Source organism: Plantactinospora sp. CA-294935, from assembly GCF_050936445.1.
Taxonomy (GTDB): domain Bacteria; phylum Actinomycetota; class Actinomycetes; order Mycobacteriales; family Micromonosporaceae; genus Plantactinospora.
Window position 1 is genome coordinate 8,723,035 of the sequence record NZ_JBNJMU010000001.1, and the last position, 16,283, is coordinate 8,739,317.

At 73.7% G+C, this 16,283-nt stretch carries 10 protein-coding genes; 4 read left to right on the forward strand and 6 right to left on the reverse strand.

All coding sequences use genetic code 11. From position 1 onward, the window contains the following. Positions 1–35: 35 nt before the first annotated feature. Entirely contained in the window at positions 36–1,337 is a 1,302-nt protein-coding gene (locus tag ACQEVC_RS38070; protein ID WP_432888114.1) for an aspartate aminotransferase family protein, read from the reverse strand. Positions 1,338–1,558: 221 nt separating this feature from the next. Between ACQEVC_RS38070 and ACQEVC_RS38075 the strand changes: the two genes are divergently transcribed. Beyond that, a complete protein-coding gene (locus ACQEVC_RS38075) occupies positions 1,559–3,283 on the forward strand; it encodes an acyl-CoA dehydrogenase family protein (RefSeq protein ID WP_432888116.1) in 1,725 nt (574 codons plus the stop codon). Here ACQEVC_RS38075 and ACQEVC_RS38080 read toward each other — a convergent pair. The 5 genes from ACQEVC_RS38080 to ACQEVC_RS38100 form a co-directional block, all read right to left on the reverse strand. Continuing rightward, a complete protein-coding gene (locus tag ACQEVC_RS38080) occupies positions 3,273–4,502 on the reverse strand; it encodes an acyl-CoA reductase (protein WP_432888118.1) in 1,230 nt (409 codons plus the stop codon). The two genes, ACQEVC_RS38075 and ACQEVC_RS38080, sit on opposite strands and share 11 nt — an antisense overlap. Continuing rightward, entirely contained in the window at positions 4,499–5,557 is a 1,059-nt protein-coding gene (locus ACQEVC_RS38085) for an acyl-protein synthetase (protein ID WP_432888120.1), read from the reverse strand. The genes ACQEVC_RS38080 and ACQEVC_RS38085 overlap by 4 nt, the downstream gene beginning before the upstream one ends. Continuing rightward, on the reverse strand, positions 5,554–6,984 hold the full coding sequence (locus ACQEVC_RS38090; RefSeq protein WP_432888122.1) for an AMP-binding protein: 1,431 nt from the start codon (positions 6,982–6,984) through the stop codon (positions 5,554–5,556). The genes ACQEVC_RS38085 and ACQEVC_RS38090 overlap by 4 nt, the downstream gene beginning before the upstream one ends. Then, positions 6,981–8,939, reverse strand: a complete 1,959-nt coding sequence (locus tag ACQEVC_RS38095; RefSeq protein ID WP_432888124.1) for a condensation domain-containing protein — start codon at positions 8,937–8,939, stop codon at positions 6,981–6,983. Before ACQEVC_RS38095 ends, ACQEVC_RS38090 begins: the two co-directional genes overlap by 4 nt. A gap of 236 nt (positions 8,940–9,175) precedes the next feature. Beyond that, the gene (locus tag ACQEVC_RS38100) at positions 9,176–9,421 is read right to left on the reverse strand and encodes an acyl carrier protein (protein WP_432888126.1); all 246 of its coding nucleotides are present in this window, start codon (positions 9,419–9,421) and stop codon (positions 9,176–9,178) included. 119 nt (positions 9,422–9,540) lie between these two features. Between ACQEVC_RS38100 and ACQEVC_RS38105 the strand changes: the two genes are divergently transcribed. The 3 genes from ACQEVC_RS38105 to ACQEVC_RS38115 all read left to right on the forward strand — a co-directional run bounded on the left by ACQEVC_RS38105 (position 9,541) and on the right by ACQEVC_RS38115 (position 16,244). Then, positions 9,541–10,476: a transglutaminase domain-containing protein gene (locus ACQEVC_RS38105; protein ID WP_432888128.1), complete on the forward strand. Its 936-nt coding sequence runs from the start codon at positions 9,541–9,543 to the stop codon at positions 10,474–10,476. 153 nt (positions 10,477–10,629) lie between these two features. After that, positions 10,630–12,801 carry a discoidin domain-containing protein gene (locus ACQEVC_RS38110; protein ID WP_432888130.1) on the forward strand — a complete coding sequence of 724 codons (2,172 nt, stop codon included), beginning with the start codon at positions 10,630–10,632 and terminating at the stop codon, positions 12,799–12,801. Between the two features lie 287 nt (positions 12,802–13,088). Further along, a complete protein-coding gene (locus tag ACQEVC_RS38115; protein ID WP_432888132.1) occupies positions 13,089–16,244 on the forward strand; it encodes an AfsR/SARP family transcriptional regulator in 3,156 nt (1,051 codons plus the stop codon). Positions 16,245–16,283: the final 39 nt, after the last annotated feature.

Here is a 16,283-nt window from a genome sequence, read left to right on the forward strand (position 1 = left end):
GGGCGGGTCGGCCGTGGCGGGCGACGGGTCGCCGGTCACGGCGCGGCCGGAGCCCCGGACGGGACCCCGGCGGCCCTCCCCCCGGCCGCCGCCCTGGCGACCACCGCTGCGAGGATGCCCAGCGCCTCGGAGAGTTCCCCGGTGCCGGCGACCAGCGGTGGCATCAGCCGCAACGTGCCGGGCCGGCTCATGCAGGGCGACACCAGCAGGCCGGCCTGCGCCAACTGCACGACGAGTTCTCCGGCGAGATGCGGCGGGTCCAGGTCGACCCCCCACAGCAGACCGCGCCCGCGCACCGCCGTGACCGTCTCGGGATGCCGCCGGCGCAGCTCGGCCAGACCGTCCGCCATCGCCCCGGCGAGCACCGGCCCCCGGTCGGCGAGTTCCTCGATGGTGTCGAGCGCGGCCGGCACCGCCGCACACCCGAGCGGGTGGCCGGCGAACGTCGACGTGTGCACGACCGGATCGGCGAGCAGCGGCGCGTACAGCCGTTCCCGGCACACGGCGGCGGAGACCGGCAGCACCCCGCCGCCCAGCGGCTTGCCGACGAGTACGGCGTCCACCGGCAGACCGGCGGCGAGCGCCAGGGAGGGCTCGCCACAGCGCCGCAGGCCGCACTGTATCTCGTCGGCGATCACGAAGGTGCCGTGCGCGGTGGCCGCCGCGCACCAGGCCGCCAGCACGTCCGGATCCAGCGGGCGGACGCCGTTCTCTCCCTGGACGGGCTCGAACACGACGGCCGCGACGTCGTCCCGGGCGACCTCCCGGGCCACCGCGTCCGGGTCGTCGGCGGGCACGTGCACCACCCCGGGGAGCACGTCGAGCAGGCCGGTCCGATAGCGCTCGTGGTGCGTCAGGGCCAGCGCCCCGAGCGACTTGCCGTGGAATCCGCCCTGCACCGCGACTATCCGGCTCCGGCCGCTGGCCAGCCGGGCCAACTTGACCGCCGCCTCCACCGCGTCGGCACCGCTCACCCCGAAGCAGACCCGGGTCAGCTCGCTGTCGAAATACTCCACCAGCCGGGCCGCGGCCGCCGCGGTGGCCGGGTTCGCCAGCGTACGGGTGGCGACGGGCAGGGCGTCGAGCTGATCGCGTACGGCCGTGAGCACGGCCGGGTGGCGGTGGCCGAGCAGGGTCACCGCGTACGAGCCGAAGTCGAGTGCCGAGCGGCCGTCGGAGAGCCGGACCCGACAGCCCTCCCCGCTCGTCTCCACCGCCCCCCGCCCGGCCAGCTTGCCGGTCAGGGCGAGGTACGGCGGCAGGTGGCGACGCATCTGCGCGAAGACGGTGCGGGCGGAGGGCCGCGACGGATCCACTGAGGCGGCACTGTCGTCCATCGTTGTACCCCCGTACGGACGCCGGCATCCATCGACAAGGTTCATCCTAACCGCGCCTCCGGTCCGGTGTAACGGTGCGCGTCCGGGGCGCCCGGACAACCCGCCGCCGACCGGCCGACCGGCGCCCGACCTCGTCTTGACCCGCTTCCCGGCCAGGCCGTACGGTGATGGCGGCCGATGCGACGAGCGGTGCGACGGGATGGGCCGAGGATTCCGACACGATGCGGCCGACCGACAGACTCTCCGCCTGGCAGCGCCTCGCGCCCGCCGGATCGGCCGACTCCCCGCCGCTCGCGGCCATCGAGGACCATCTCGACACACCGTCGACAGTGGAGGCTCTGGACGGCGCGGAAAGCAGCGCAAACTATCCACAACGGATCCTTGACGAGCTGCGCGAGCGAGGGTTGGCGCGGCTGTTCGCCCCCGCCGAGGCCACCCCGTTGCACCTCGGCGCCCTCGGGGCCGTCACCGCGCGGCGCAGCGGCAGCCTGGCCATCACCGTCGGGGTGAACGGACTGGCCCTGCTGCCGGTCTATCTGGCTGGCAGTCCGGCCCAGCAGGAGTACGTCACCATCCGGCTGGCGGAGGGCGCGGCCGCCGCCCTGCTGCTCACCGAGTGGGAGCACGGCTCGAACCTGCTCCGCAACCAGGCCACGGCCCGCCGGGACGGCGACGGGTACCGGCTGGACGGGACGAAGCACCTCATCAACGGCGGGAGCCGGCACGAGATGCTGGTGGCGCTGCTCCGGACCGGCGACGCCGGATCGCGGCCCGGACCGGGCGTACGCGACTTCTCGCTGTTCCTGGTCGAGCGGGACGCCAGCGTCACGGCGCTGCCGCGCCGGCGTACGCTGCCCGCCCGGGCCGCCGACATCTCCGGGGTACGGTTCACCGGCACCCGGGTCCCGACGAGCGCGCTGATCGGCGTGCCCGGCGAGGGCTTCGCGATCGTGCAGAAGACGCTGATGGTGTCCCGGGGCGGGGTCGCCGCCCTCGCCTCCGGAGCGGTCTCCGGGGCCCGGGACATCGCCGTCGGCTACGCCCGGCGGCGGGACGTCTACGGTGCCCCGATCGACACCCTCGGCGCGATCGGCGAGCACCTGGTCCGGCTGGCCGCCCTCGACACCGTCGTCGCCGCCATGGCGGTCAAGGCCGCCTGCGCGGCGAACCTGTTCGGCCCGGGCGCCGGATACTTCGCCGCGGTGGCGAAGCTGGTCTGCTGCCGGCTGGCCGAGGAGGCGGTGACCGAGGGGCGGTACGTGCTCGGCGCCCGGGCACTGCTGGAGGAGCTGCCGTACCCGAGGTTCGTCCGCGACGTGCTGCTCTACGGGGTCTTCGACGGCACCAGCCACCTGATGCTCGACGACCTCGCCGACCGGCTGCCCCGGTTCGCCACGTCGACGCCGAACGGCCGTACCCTGGAACGGACCCGGCAGGTCTACCGCACCGGGCCCCGGCCGACGGCCGAGACCGCCCGACTGCCGTGGCGCCGCTACGCACCCGCACTCCCCGGCCGCTGCGCCGACCTCTTCACCGCCTCCGGCTGCGACCGGGCGCACCGGCTCGCCCGGGCGGCGGACGGGTTGTCGGCCACGGTCCGGGCGGCGCGCGCGGCCGGCCGGTGGGACGGCGACCAGGCGCTGCGGTTCGCCGCGGCGACCGTGCTCGCCGAACTGGAGGCCCTGCTCGCCGCCTGCGAACTGGCGTGCCCCCGGTGCCGGCCCGCCGCCGGTCCGGCCGGTGACGCGGCCGAGACGGACGTCGCCGCGCTGGAGTACGCGTTCGAGTGGCTCGGCGCCCGGATCGCCGGCCGGCTCGGCGAACTGGCCCGGGCCTGTGGCACCGGCGAGGCGGACGCGGCCATCGCCAACCTGGTCGGCGCGGGCACCTCGGGCCGGGCCAGGGACCGGCTGCGCGGCACGCTCGACGGCCGGGTCAGGTCGTGATCGTGGTGAGCCGGGTGAACTCGCGCAGCAGCTCGTAGCCGTCCCACACCGGCGCGAAGTCGAGCGCGCGTCCGACCGGGACGATCCGGTCCACACCCCGGCCGCCGCACGCCCGCGCCAACTCCGTCAGCTCGGCCGCGCCGAACCCGAAGTGGGTGACGGTCTGGTCCCGGCGCCGCACCATCCCGGCGAGGTCGGCGAGTCGGTCCAGCCGGGCCCAGGCGAAGGTGCCCGCGCCCAGCCAGTCCCGCAGCGGGCCGTCGGCGGCGCTGAGGTCCAGGTGGGTGACGGCGTTGCCGGGGAAGCGGATCCGGTCGGCGACACCCTCGGCGGCCAGCCCGAACGCGGTGACGTACTTGTGCAGCACCATCGACGTCGGCACCTGTGGTGTCCGGGCGCCGACCACGGCGAGCAACTCGGCGGAGAACTCGGCACCGGCCCGCCGGGCGGCCTCGGGCGTCCCGACCCAGAACAGGGTACGCGGCGACGAGCAGGCCGCCTGGTCGAACCAGTACACGTCGGTGCAGAGTCGCTCCGCCAGGGACCGGCGCTCGGTGGCCGGCGCCGCCAGCCAGCCGGCCGCCGACAGCACGCAGAACGAGGACCGGTCCGGAAAGACGAGGTCGCGTGCGCCCGGCGGCAGCGCAATCGCGCGCAGCCGCCGCACCGACTCGTCCCCGCCCCAGATCACCCGCAGGTCGCACGCGGCACTCAACACGGCGGTGACGGCGTCGTCCCGGTCGTACGTCACCATCCGCTGGCTGTGCGCGACGGCGGGATGACCGTCAGCCAGTGTCTCGCGCAGCGCGTCCAGCACCGCCGCCGCGACGCCGCCGGAGCGCGGGGAGATCCGTACCACGTTGTGGTTGCCGGCCAGCGCGGCGAGCGCCCAGGCGTACACGAATACCGTGTCGACGTTGGCCGGCGGCAGGTGGAAGACCAGCCCGCGCGGGAACCGGAGCGCACCGGACGGGGTGGAGAGGTCCGCCAGGCTCCGGGCGAGGCCGCCACGCCGCAGGAAGAACCCCAGTGACCCGAGTTCCGGATGCCGCCGGACGGTGCCGGGGGCGAGCAGCCGCCGCCCGAAGGCGGTCAGGAACTCGCTGACCCGCTCGTCGCCGACAGTCAGCGGACCACCCGGCGGCTCCGTGACCAGCGCCGCGACCAGCGCCGGGACGTCGACCGGCGCGTCGGCGGGAAACTCCTCGCGTACCTTCACCGGGCCCGCCCGGGGTAGCTGTCCGAGCAGCCGCGCGGTTCGGTCCGCGGCACCCGGCCGAGCACGCTGAACCGCCGGCCCGGCCAGTCGCCGTCGTCGACACCGTGCACCACGCCGAGGTCCTCGGTCAACAGCACGTGACCCGGATACGAGCGGGGCAGCGTACTGAGCACCTGCACCACTCCCGGCTCGCCGACCGGCAGCACCCGCCAGCTCACCGGATCCCGGATCAACACGTCGGCGAAGTCCGGGCAGTACAGTCCGTCGCCGGAGGGGCCCTCCAGGAAGATCGTGCCCATCTGCTCGACCATGCCGTAGAAGTTGTGTATCCGCCGCAGGCCGGTGTCCGCGCCGAACCGCTCGCGGAACTCCCGGTTGTCCACCGCCCGGTCGGTCAGCCGCTTCCACCCGCCGGAATGGATCAGCAGGCCGTGCGACAGGTCCCAGCCGTGCTGCCGGGCGAGGTCGTACAGCCGGCTCCAGACCAGGAAGGTGAAGCCGAAGACGAGGAACGGCCGCCCGCCGTGCCGGTGCAGGAACGCCGCCACCGCCGCCGGGTCCGGCGCCTCGCGCTCGTCCAGCACGAACGCGTGGTCCCGGCCGAAGCCCATCATCCCGAGTACCCCGGCCGCACGCGCCGGCAGCGCACCGGGGCCGCGCAGCACCGCCCGGCTCTCCACCAGCAGCATCGGCAGCCGGGCGCGACCGACGACCGTGCGCATCGCGGCGGCGAGCGCCCGCTGCTGCGCCGCGGCCGCGGCCCGGTCCAGATAGACCCGGCTGACCTCGCCGGTGGTCCCGCTGGAGGTGAGCACCCGGAACACCTCCCCGGCCGGCACGCTGCGCAGGGTGTGCCGCTTGAACAGCCCGACCGGCAGCCACGGCAGCTCCGACAGCGTCCGGTACGCGCGGCCCGGACGGTGGTCGAGGGCGGCGAGGATCCGCCGGTACTCGGGACTGTGCTCGCGGTGGTGCTCGGTCAGCTCCCGCAGCGCCGGCAGGAGGGTCCGCTCCCGGGCCGGCTGGGGCAGGGTGAAGACTCCCGGCTCGCTCACCGTTGCGCCTCCGCCTCGAGGCGGCGGTAGTCGGTCTTCCCGTTGGCCAGCGTCGGCAGCCGGTCGATGCCGCGGACGTCGAGGCCGGACCGGTGCAGCCGCAGCCGGTCGGCCAGCGCGACCCCGAGCGCGCGGGCCGACTCGTCGCCGATCCCCGCACACCACACCACCACCCGGTCCCCGGCCGAGACCGCCGCGACCGGCCCGGGAGCGTCGTCGACGAGCCGTTCGACGTCGTCGAGGTGGACCCGGGTGCCGAAGACCTTTCCGATCCGCTTGAGCCGGCCCGTCAGCCACAGGAAGCCCTCGTCGTCGAGCCGCCCCAGGTCACCGGTTGCCAGTTCGCCGCCCAACTCGTCGCCCAGGGCGAGGTCCGCGGCGCTGTCGGCGTACCCGAGCATCACGTTGGGACCGGAGTAGACCACCTCGCCGGAAACCCCTGGCACCGTGCTCTGTTCGCCGGTGTCGGTACGTACGCACAGCCGCCCGCCCGGCACCGGGAGACCGGCCGAACCCACCTTGTCGGGCAGCCGGTCCGGCGGCAGCACCGCGATCCGGGCCGTCGCCTCGGTCTGGCCGTACATCAGGAACAGCCGTCCACCGACGCCGGCCAACCGCTCGTGCAGGCGCCGGGCGAGCGCCGGACGCAGCGGGCCGCCGGCCTGGGTCAGGGTACGCAGCCGGGGCCGGCGCGCCGGGTCCCACCGCAGCCGGGTCAGCATCTCGTAGTGCCGGGGCACGCCGGCCAGTGACGTCGCCCCGTGCCTGTCGCAGGCCCGCCAGAAGCCGGCGGAGAAGACGTCTCCGTCGGCGACCACCACCGTCCCGCCGGCCACCAGGTGGCTGTTCAGCACCGAGAGGCCGTAGCTGTAGAAGAGCGGCAGGCTGGTCGGGGCCACCTCCCGATCGTCGATCTCCAACGCCTCGGCGATCGCCAGCGCGTTCGCCAGCACCGCCGAACGCGACAGCCGGACCAGTCGCGGGTTGCCGGTCGAACCCGAGGTGGCCAGCAGGAGGGCGAGCGACGGTGCGGGGAGATGCTCCGGGTCGGCCCGCCGCCGCCAGATGCCGCCGACCCCGGCCATCGAGGCGGCCTGGTATCCGGCCGGACGGTCGGCATCGGCGGGGCAGGGCGTCTCGTCCAGCCCGACCACAGCGGCCGGCTGGTAGGCGGCGACGAGCCGGCCCAGCAGGTCGGCCGGGAGCCGGGGGTCCAGCAGTGCGACCGGTCGGTCGGCAAGCATCGCGGCGAGGTACCGCAGTACCGAGTCGACCGTGCTGCCGGTGCGCGCGAAGAGCACACCCGGCGGCAGCGCGTCGTACGCCCGACGGATCGGGGCCAGCGCGGCGGCCAGGCCGGCGCCCGAGAGGATGCGGCCGGTCGTCCCCTCCACCAGCCGCGCCCCACCGCCGACGAGCCCGGTCACCGGCCCGGCCCGTCGCCCGGAGGCGGGGCCGTCAGCTCGGTCGCGAGCTGGGCCAACGACACGGGTCGGACGAAGTCGTCCGGCAGTAGGCCGGTGTAACCCTCGTCGGCCAGGGCCCGCAGGATCGCCGGTACGACCAGCAGCCGGCCCGTCGTCTCGAGGTAGGTGCCGGCCATCGAGACCTCGGTCGCCCCGGTGAACCGGGTGACGGCCCGGTGCAGCGCCAGCTCACGGTCGCCGGTGGCGGCCCGGGCGGCCCGCCGCAGACCGGTTCCCTCCGCCAGGCGCGGCAGGGCCCGCCAGGCCGCCGGTTCGTCCCGGTCCAGGGGCGGGCGGGCGTAGGTGACGAAGTGCTCCGGACAGGTCACGGCGGCGGTCGGGCCGATCCGGGCCAGAACGAAGTCCCGCAGCTCGGCCGGGCCCGGGCCGGTGTCCCCGACGGCCAGGAAGGCGACCAGCCGCTCGCCGTCGGGCGTCGGCTCCACCCGTGGGTACGCCGCCCGCACGTCGGGATGCTCCTCCAGCAGCTTGCGCAACTGGTCGAGGTCGGTCAGGTGGTTGCCCAGCCAGCACCCGGGTGGGCGGAGCTGTCCGGCGATCCCGGTGGCGACCTCCACCAGCTCGGCGAAGCTCAGGTCGTGCTGCCGGAGCGCCTGCCGGAGTACGCGTTCCGGGCCGCGCAGCAGCACCTCCATCTCCCCCGGTAGCAGGATGTTGCCGTTGAAACCGCCCTGCACGTGCATGGAGTCCCGGCCGATCCGGACCATCAGGTAGGCGTCCATCCCGGTGTCGTTGTCGCTGATCTCCCGGGGGTTGAGCATGATCTCCGGCTCGGGCAGCCCGTCGAGCGTCGCCGGACCGTAGTCACCGCGCAGACAGAGCCGCTCGTACTCGTCCGAGACACCGAAGTTGACGGTGGACCCCCAGGCGAACCCGGTCCCCCGGCGCCGGATCTCGGCGGCCTCCAGCTCGGCGAGCCGGTCCCAGCCGATCCGGTACTGCCGCTGCGCCCGCAGGATCTGCGTCGCCGCCCGCCGGACCAGTTTGCCGAGCGGCGCCCGGTCGGACACGTCGAGGCTGGTGAAGAGGATCCGGTGGAAGCAGCCGACCACCCCCTCCTCCGCCGGCCCCCGACCGTGGTAGTGGAACCGCAGCACCGAGCGGTCCGCGCCGCTGAGGATGGCCAGCAGGATCGTCACCACGGCCGAGTAGAGGGCCGCCGGAGTCGTGCGGTACCGCCGGGCGGCGGCGGCCAGCACCTCCGGTGCGGTGGTCGAGACGATGGTGCCGGCGTACAACCGGAAGCTCGTGTGCGGGGTGCTGCCGAACAGCCGGCTCGGTGCCGCACGCAGCTCCGCGGCCCAGTAGCGCTCCGCCTCCGCCCGTTCGGCGTCCAGCTCCGGCGAGGAATCGAGCGCGACCGCGTCGAGCAGGTGCCGCCGTACCGGCGGGAGCCGGTGCGGTCGCCGCTCCCACCGCGCGAGGAGCAGCTCGGCCAGCTCGTCGTGGAGCAGCAGAGTCCCGACGGCGTCCATCGACACGTGCGAGAAGAACAGCACCAGTTCGGCGACGTCGCCGTCATCGGCGTGCAGCAGCAGGCCCCAGCACGGCCAGTGCCGCTCGACGTCGAAGTCGAAACGGTCGACCCAGGCGGCGATCTCGTCTCCGGTCAGTCCGTACGGCTCCCGCCCGAGGAAGACCTCGCGCTCGCCGGGCGGGTGCACCACCTGACGAGGCATGCCCCGCTCGTCGTACCCGACGGTGCTGCGCAGGGCCTCGTGCCGGGTGACCAGCTCGGTCACCGCCGCTCGGACGTCAACCTCGGGAATCGGCCGGGGCAGCGGCAGCCGCAGCCAGACAATGGATCCACGGGACGAGCCCCGGAACTTCCACCACTCGAAGACCTGTCCGGCGCCCAGCGGCCCGGATCGTCGTGCCCCCTCGACTGCCTCCACCTGGACCACGGCACCCCTCCCGGTCGACCCCCGCGGGTGGCCAGCGGACGGGGCAGCAGCCGGCAGGGCCGGCCGACGACGGGATGCGGCAAGGCACACCCGCCCACCCCGGGGTGGGCGGTGCGGCGAGTGGGTGCCGACACGACGGCGACGAATTGTGTCACCACGACACCCCGTCCCCCGTTCGCCCAGATTCTTACATTGACGATCGGGGATGGCAACCGGCCGCGACCATCCTATGTAGAATCGTAGACGCCCAGGTCGTGCAGAATCTTCAGCGCACTCTGAAAGCTGTCCATGCCGATCAGCTGATCGCTGTCGAACTCGACGTCGAACTCCTCTTCGATCGCGATAACCAGTGCCAGGTGGCCGAGGGAATCCCAACGCGGGTGGACCCGGTGCTGCAACTCCGTCACGTCCACGTCGGCGGGCAGGTCGAGCGCGGTGAGGAACACCGAACGCAGCCGCTCACGAACCAACATAGCTCTCGCGACCCTCCACTGTGGTCGGCGGCAAAGCGCCGGCCACGATGACGTCAATCCATTGACATCGACCAGAGCCGGCGAGGACGATGATACGGCACCGCCACCGAGCATGGGGGATGACGATTCCGACCCTCGCACACTCGTCGAAGCGCATCCAGGAAGTCGTCGAGCGGCTCCGGCGGGTGCCGGACACCGCCCGGATGTTCTCGGAAAGCGCTGCCGAGGCGAGGCGACTGCACCGGGTCGACCAGGCGCTACAGGCCCGGTTGCTCGACCTCGGCATGCCGCACCGCGGCCCGGCCGCAGACCCGCACTTCGACAGCCTCGACCTGGCCAACGTCGGGCTGGGACTGGGCCTGCGCTGCCCGCGCTGGCTGGCCATGCGCTGGTGGTCGAAGTCGCTGACCCAGGTCGTCCCGGGTCAGCGGCTGGACTATCGGATGGAGCTCTCCGCCTCCTGCCCCTCGCCGGGCCATGCCGGGGCATGCCGGTTCGAGGTGCATCCCCGGCTGCGGGCGGCGATGCGGCCCGGCACCTGCCGGGAGACCGGGCCGGGCACGTACGCCTTCGAGGTCCGCCTCGACAGCGGCCGGCATCTCTTCGGCGGGCCCTTCACCGAGCTGATCGACCAGATCCGCCCGGTTCAGTTCCACCTGCTGCCCTACCCGCTCAACACGGACCTCGGGTTCCTCCGGGACAGCGGCCTGGCCGACTGCCGACTGGCCGCGAACTACCTGCACCGACTGGGCGGTTCACTCGGGCTGCCGGTCCGGTCCACGGCCGGATACTTCGTCGCACCGCCCTACGCCACGGTGCACGTGTGGCTGGAGTTCCAGGTCGACGGCGACTGGCTGCCGGCGGACCCGTTCCTGCTCAACGCGCTGAACAGGTGGGGCATCGTGGACCCGGGGCAGTGGCCGCCGCACCGCTCGCCGCAGGGCCTGTTGTGGTCGGTCCACGACGAGTTCATCGAGCTGCTCAGACACAACGACCAGGACGTGCTGCTCTATCCCGCGATGGTCGTGACCGAGCAGCACGCCAGTCCGCTCTGACGCCCCCGGCCGGCGACCGGCGGTCGGCGGCGACCCCGCATTGACAGCTCTCGCTGATTGATTCAGAGTATCCGAGAGAGCGCTCTCCCATCCGATTGTCATCAGCCCGCAACCGGCCCGAAACCGACGCGGGCCTCACCTCAGGGAGCACTGATGGACAGCGCTCTGTCCCCACCCCGCCGCCGACCATCCCGGCCACACCGGTGGCGTCTCCTCGCCGGGTCGGTCGTCGCGATCCCGGCCCTGCTCGCCGGCTACCTCGCCATCTCCGGTACGTCCGCCGGGGCGGCCGAGACCCTGCTCTCGCAGGGGCGGCCGGTCACCGCCTCCTCGGTCGAGTCCGCCACCTATCCGGCCTCCGCCGCGGTCGACGGCAACACCGGAACCCGCTGGTCCAGCGGTTTCGCCGACCCGCAGTGGTTGCAGGTCGACCTCGGCACCGTCACCCCGGTCAGCCGGGTCCTGCTGAGCTGGGAGGGCGCCTACGCCCGCGCCTTCACGATCGAGACCTCGACCAACGGCTCGACCTGGACCACCGTGCACAGCACCAGCACCGGTACCGGCGGCAACCAGGAGATCAACGTCACCGGCACCGGGCGATACGTCCGGCTGAACGCGACCCAGCGGGGCACCGCGTACGGGGTGTCGCTCTGGGAGTTCCAGGTGTACGGCGAGACCGGCACCAGCGCCTGCGGCACCGGCAACGCCGCGCAGGGCCGACCGGCCACCGCCTCCTCCACCGAGTCCGCCGCCTATCCGGCCTCGGCCGCGGTCGACGGCAACACCGGTACCCGGTGGGCCAGCGCCGCCGCCGACCCGCAGTGGCTCCGGGTCGACCTCGGCAGCACCCAGTCGATCTGCGGGGTCACCCTGGTCTGGGAGGCCGCCTACGCCTCCGGGTTCCAGATCCAGACCTCGGCCGACGGCTCGACCTGGACCACCGTGCACACCAGCACCACCGGCACGGGCGGGACGCAGAACCTCACCGTCAGCGGCACCGGCCGGTACGTCCGGATGTACGGCACCGCGCGGGCGACCGCCTGGGGCTACTCGCTGTGGGAGTTCGCGGTACACACCGGCAGCGGGCCGACGACCCCGCCGACCACCACTCCCCCGCCGACCACCACCCCGCCGCCGGGCGGCAGCGTGCTGCTGTCGTACCAGAAGCCGGCGGTCGCCTCCAGCAACCAGAACGACGGCACCTGCTTCGAGTGCCTGCCCGCACGCGCCTTCGACAACGACCCGGCCAGCCGGTGGGCCACCAGCACCACCACCGGATGGGTCGACCCGGGCTGGATCTACGTCGACCTGGGCGCCACCGCCAGCATCACCCAGGTGGTGTTGCAGTGGGACCCGGCCTACGCCACCTCCTACCAGATCCAGGTCTCGGCGAACGCCAGCACCTGGACCCCGATCTACTCCACCACCAGTGGCCGGGGCTTCAAGGAGACGCTGAACGTCACCGGCACCGGCCGGTACGTCCGGATGTACGGCACCGCCCGGGTCGGACCCTACGGCTACTCGCTCTACGAGTTCAGGGTCTACGGCACCGGTGGCAACCCGACGGCACCGCCGGCGATGCCGCCCGACCCGACCTTCCCGGCCAACAACCTCGTCTGGAGCGACGAGTTCAACGGTGCCGCCGGCAGCAAGCCCGACCCGGCCAAGTGGACGATCGACCCCGGCACCGGGCAGAACAACGAGATCCAGTACTACACGAACAACAACAACGCCTCGATGAACGGCACCGGTGCCCTGGTGATCGAGGCCCGCCGGGAGACCGCCGGCGGGCGTGACTACACCTCGCACCGGATGAACACCGGCAACAAGTTCCACGTCCAGTACGGCCGGATCGAGGCCCGGATCCACGTACCGAAGGGCAACGGCCTGTGGCCGGCGTTCTGGATGATGGGCGCCGACTTCCTCACCGGACGGCCGTGGCCGTACAACGGGGAGATCGACATCATGGAGGTGCTCGGCCGGAACACCCTGGAGGGCTACTCGACGCTGCACGCACCGCAGTACAACGGCGGTGGCGGCTACGGGCAGAAGTACCCGGCGCCGGGCGGGGTCGACTTCTCCGCCGGCTTCCACGTCTGGGCCGCGGAGTGGGACAGCTCGGGCATCACGTTCAAGGTGGACGGCCAGACGGTCTTCTACGCCAGCAAGGAGACGGTGGAGTCGACCCGTGGCCCGTGGGTCTTCGACCACCCCTTCTATCTGATCCTCAACCTCGCCGTCGGCGGTGACTTCCCCGGACCGGTCGACCCGAGTACGCCGTTCCCGTCCCGGATGCTCGTCGACTACGTACGCGTCTACCGCTGAACATCGGATGGCCGGTACGGCGGACCGGCCACTCCGCGGCCCCCTCTCCCGGCGCGCCCGGCGCCCGGACGCCTGCGGCTGCCGACATGTCGGATGACCGCTACCGGTATCGCGCCCCTTGCCACGGTTTCACCCGCACGCCACCCTGTTAGGCATGGGGGCTGTTGGCGGCGGGCCGTGAGGTGTGAACCCGGCACGGCACCCGCCGGTCAGACCGGGACCGTCCCCCCGCAAGGCGGGACTGCTGATCGTGTGCTCGTCAGAGCGCACCGAAGGGTAACAGCGGCATGGTCGTAGCTCGCGAGAGCGCATACGGTGTCAGCGCTTTCCGCGACTCCGGCGACGGGGGCGTCGACACGGTACGGCTGGAGGTCCTCGGCTCGGTACGCGCCTGGCGCGGTGAACACCAGATCGCCTTCTCCTCGCCCGGACAACGGGCCGTACTCGGCCTGCTGGCGCTGGCCGCCGGCCGGCCGATGCCCCGGGCCGAGATCATCGACGCGCTCTGGGAGTACGGCGAGCCGCCGCCGACCGCCACCAACGTGATCCAGACGCACGTCAAGAACCTCCGTCGACTGCTCGAACCCGACCGGCGCACGCACACCGCCAGCGCCGTCCTGCCCCGGGTCGGCGACGGGTACGCCGTCGGCGTACCGGCCCGCAACCTCGACGTGTGCGTGTTCCGTGAACTCGCCGGTGCGGCGGCCGAGGCGCACCGCCGGGACGACCTGACCGGTTCGGTCCGGCTCTGGCAGCGGGCACTCGCGCTGTGGCGCGCCGCCCCACTGGTCGACGTCCCCTCGCTCGCCGGGCATCCGAAGGTCGTCGCGCTGGCCGAGGAGCGCCGGGCGGCGGTACGCCGGTACGGCGAGGTCATGATCGCCATCGGCAGGACCGCCGACGTGCTGCCGGCGCTGGAGGAGGTGGCCGCGAGCAGCCCGCTGGACGAGACCGCTCAGGGACTGCTGATCCGGGCCTACCACGCGCTGGGACGCCGGGACCGGGCGGTCGCGGTCTACCGCCAGGCCCGGGAGCGGCTCGTCGAGGAGCTGGGGGTCGAACCCGGTCCCGAACTCGCCACCGCCTACCGGGATGCGCTGCGGGCCGCCGAGCCGGCGACGGCGACCCCGGCTATCGCGACCGGTGCCCGCACCGGGCCGGGCGACCCGCCGGCCGTCCCCGCGCAACTGCCCGCCGACGTACCCGGATTCAGCGGCCGCTCGGCCGAACTCTCCACCCTGGACAGGCTGCTGGTGCGGTCCGGGCAGCACGACCGGCCGGCGCCGTCCACCGTCCCCGTCGTCGTGCTCGCCGGCACCGCCGGAGTCGGCAAGACCGCCCTCGCGCTGCGCTGGGGGCACCACGCCCGGCACCGGTTCCCCGACGGGCAGCTCTACGTCAACCTGCGCGGCTACGATGTCGACCGGCCTATGCCGCCGCAGGAGGCACTGGCCGGGTTCCTCCGCGCGCTCGGCGTACCCGGCACCGAGGTGCCGTTCGAACTCGACGAGTGCGCGGCACGGTACCGCAGCGAACTGGACGGCCGGCGGATGCTGATCGTGCTGGACAACGCGGCGTCGGTGGAGCAGGTCCGCCCGCTGCTACCGGGCAGTGCCTCCTGTGCGGTGCTGGTCACCAGCCGGAACACCCTCGCCGGGCTGGTCGCCCGAGACGGCGCCGAGCGGATCGAACTCGGGCTGCTCTCCGGCGCCGACTCCGTCGAACTGCTCTGGCGCACCCTCGGCGAGCGGGTCGCCCGGGAACCCGCGGCCGCCGCAGCACTCGCCGAGCGCTGCGCCCACCTGCCGCTGGCCCTTCGGGTCGCCGCCGAACTCGTGCTCACCCGGCCGACCGCACCGCTGGCGGTACTCGTCGCCGAACTCGCCGACCAGCAGCAGCGGCTTCGGCTGCTCGACGCCGGCGGTGACCCGCGCACCGGGGTACGGGCCGTGCTGTCCTGGTCGTACCAGCAACTGCCGCCGGCCGCCGCACGCGCCTTCCGGATGCTGGGGCCGCATCCCGGACCGGACATCGACCGGTACGCGGCCGCGGCGCTCTTCGACACCGGTCCGGAGCCGGCACGGCACCTGCTCGACACGCTCGCCCGGGCGAACCTCGTGCAGCCGGCCGGCGACCACCGGTACACCTTCCACGACCTGCTCCGGGCCTACGCGGTCGAACGCTCCGCAGCCGACGAGCCGGCCTCGACCGCCGACGCCGCCCTGGACCGCCTCTTCGACTACGAACTGGCCGCCGCGACGGCGGCGATCGACACGCTCTATCCGGCGGAGCGGCACCGCAGGGCGCCGGTCCACCGGCCACCGGTGCCGCCGCCGCCGATGCCGGACCCGCAGGCGGCCCGGGAGTGGCTGGACGCCGAACGGCCGACCCTGGTGGCGACGACGGTCCGGGCGGCCGAACGCGGCCGGTCGGCACACGCGGTACGGCTGACCCTGACCCTGCTGCGCTATCTGGAGAGCGGCGGATACTTCGCCGAGGCCGAACGGATGCACACGCATGCTCTGGCCGCGGCCCGGGAGGCCGGCGACCGGGTCACCGAGGCGCATCTGCTGACCGGGCTCGCCGTGATGTACGTCCAGCAGGGCCGGTACGCCCCGTCGATCGCCCGGCTGCGCGAGGCGGTGGCGCTGAGCCGGGAGAACGGCGACGGCGCCGGTGAGGCGCGGGCGCTGGGCAACCTCGGGCACGTCCAGCAACGCCAGGGCCGTTACGACGAGGCCGCCGAGGCGCTGCGCGCCGCGCTGCTGCTCTGCCGGCGGGCCGGTGACCCGGCCGGCGAGGCCCGGGCCGGCGGCAACCTCGGGCACGTACTGCTGCGGCAGGGCAACTACCGCGAGGCAGGGGTGCACCTGCGTACCTCCATCGTGCTCTGCCGGCGGATCGCGGACGCGACCGGGGAGGCGTACGCGCTGACCAGCGTCGGTGACCTGCACCTGCGCGGTGGACGGCTGCTCGCCGCCGCCGGCCGGCACCGGCGGGCACTGGCCCTGTTCGAGGCGGTCGGCGACCAGGCCGGCAAGGCGCTCGCGCTGGACGGCCTCGGCCGGGTACGCCTGCGGCAGGGCGACCACGAGTCCGCGGTGGATCTCGTGGAGCAGGCGCTCAGGTTGCTGCGCCGGGTCGGTGAGCGGGCCGGCGAAGCCTCGTCCACCAACAGTCTCGGCGAGACACTGCTCCTGCTGGGGCGGCTCGGCCCGGCCCAGTCGCAGCACAGCACCGCGCTCAGCCTGGCCACCGAGATCGGGGACGCCTACGAGCGGGCCCGGGCGCACGCCGGGCTGGGCCGGGCGTACCAGGCGGCCGGTGACGGCGGGCGCGCCGAGACGCACTGGAGTGCGGCCGAGGCCCTCTACCGGATGCTCGGGGTGCCCGAGGCGGCCGAGTCCCGGGACCAGTTGGCCCTCCTCGACCGGCCGTCCTGACTCCGCCGTCCCCGGTCGGCCGGCCCGCCCGGCGGTCGC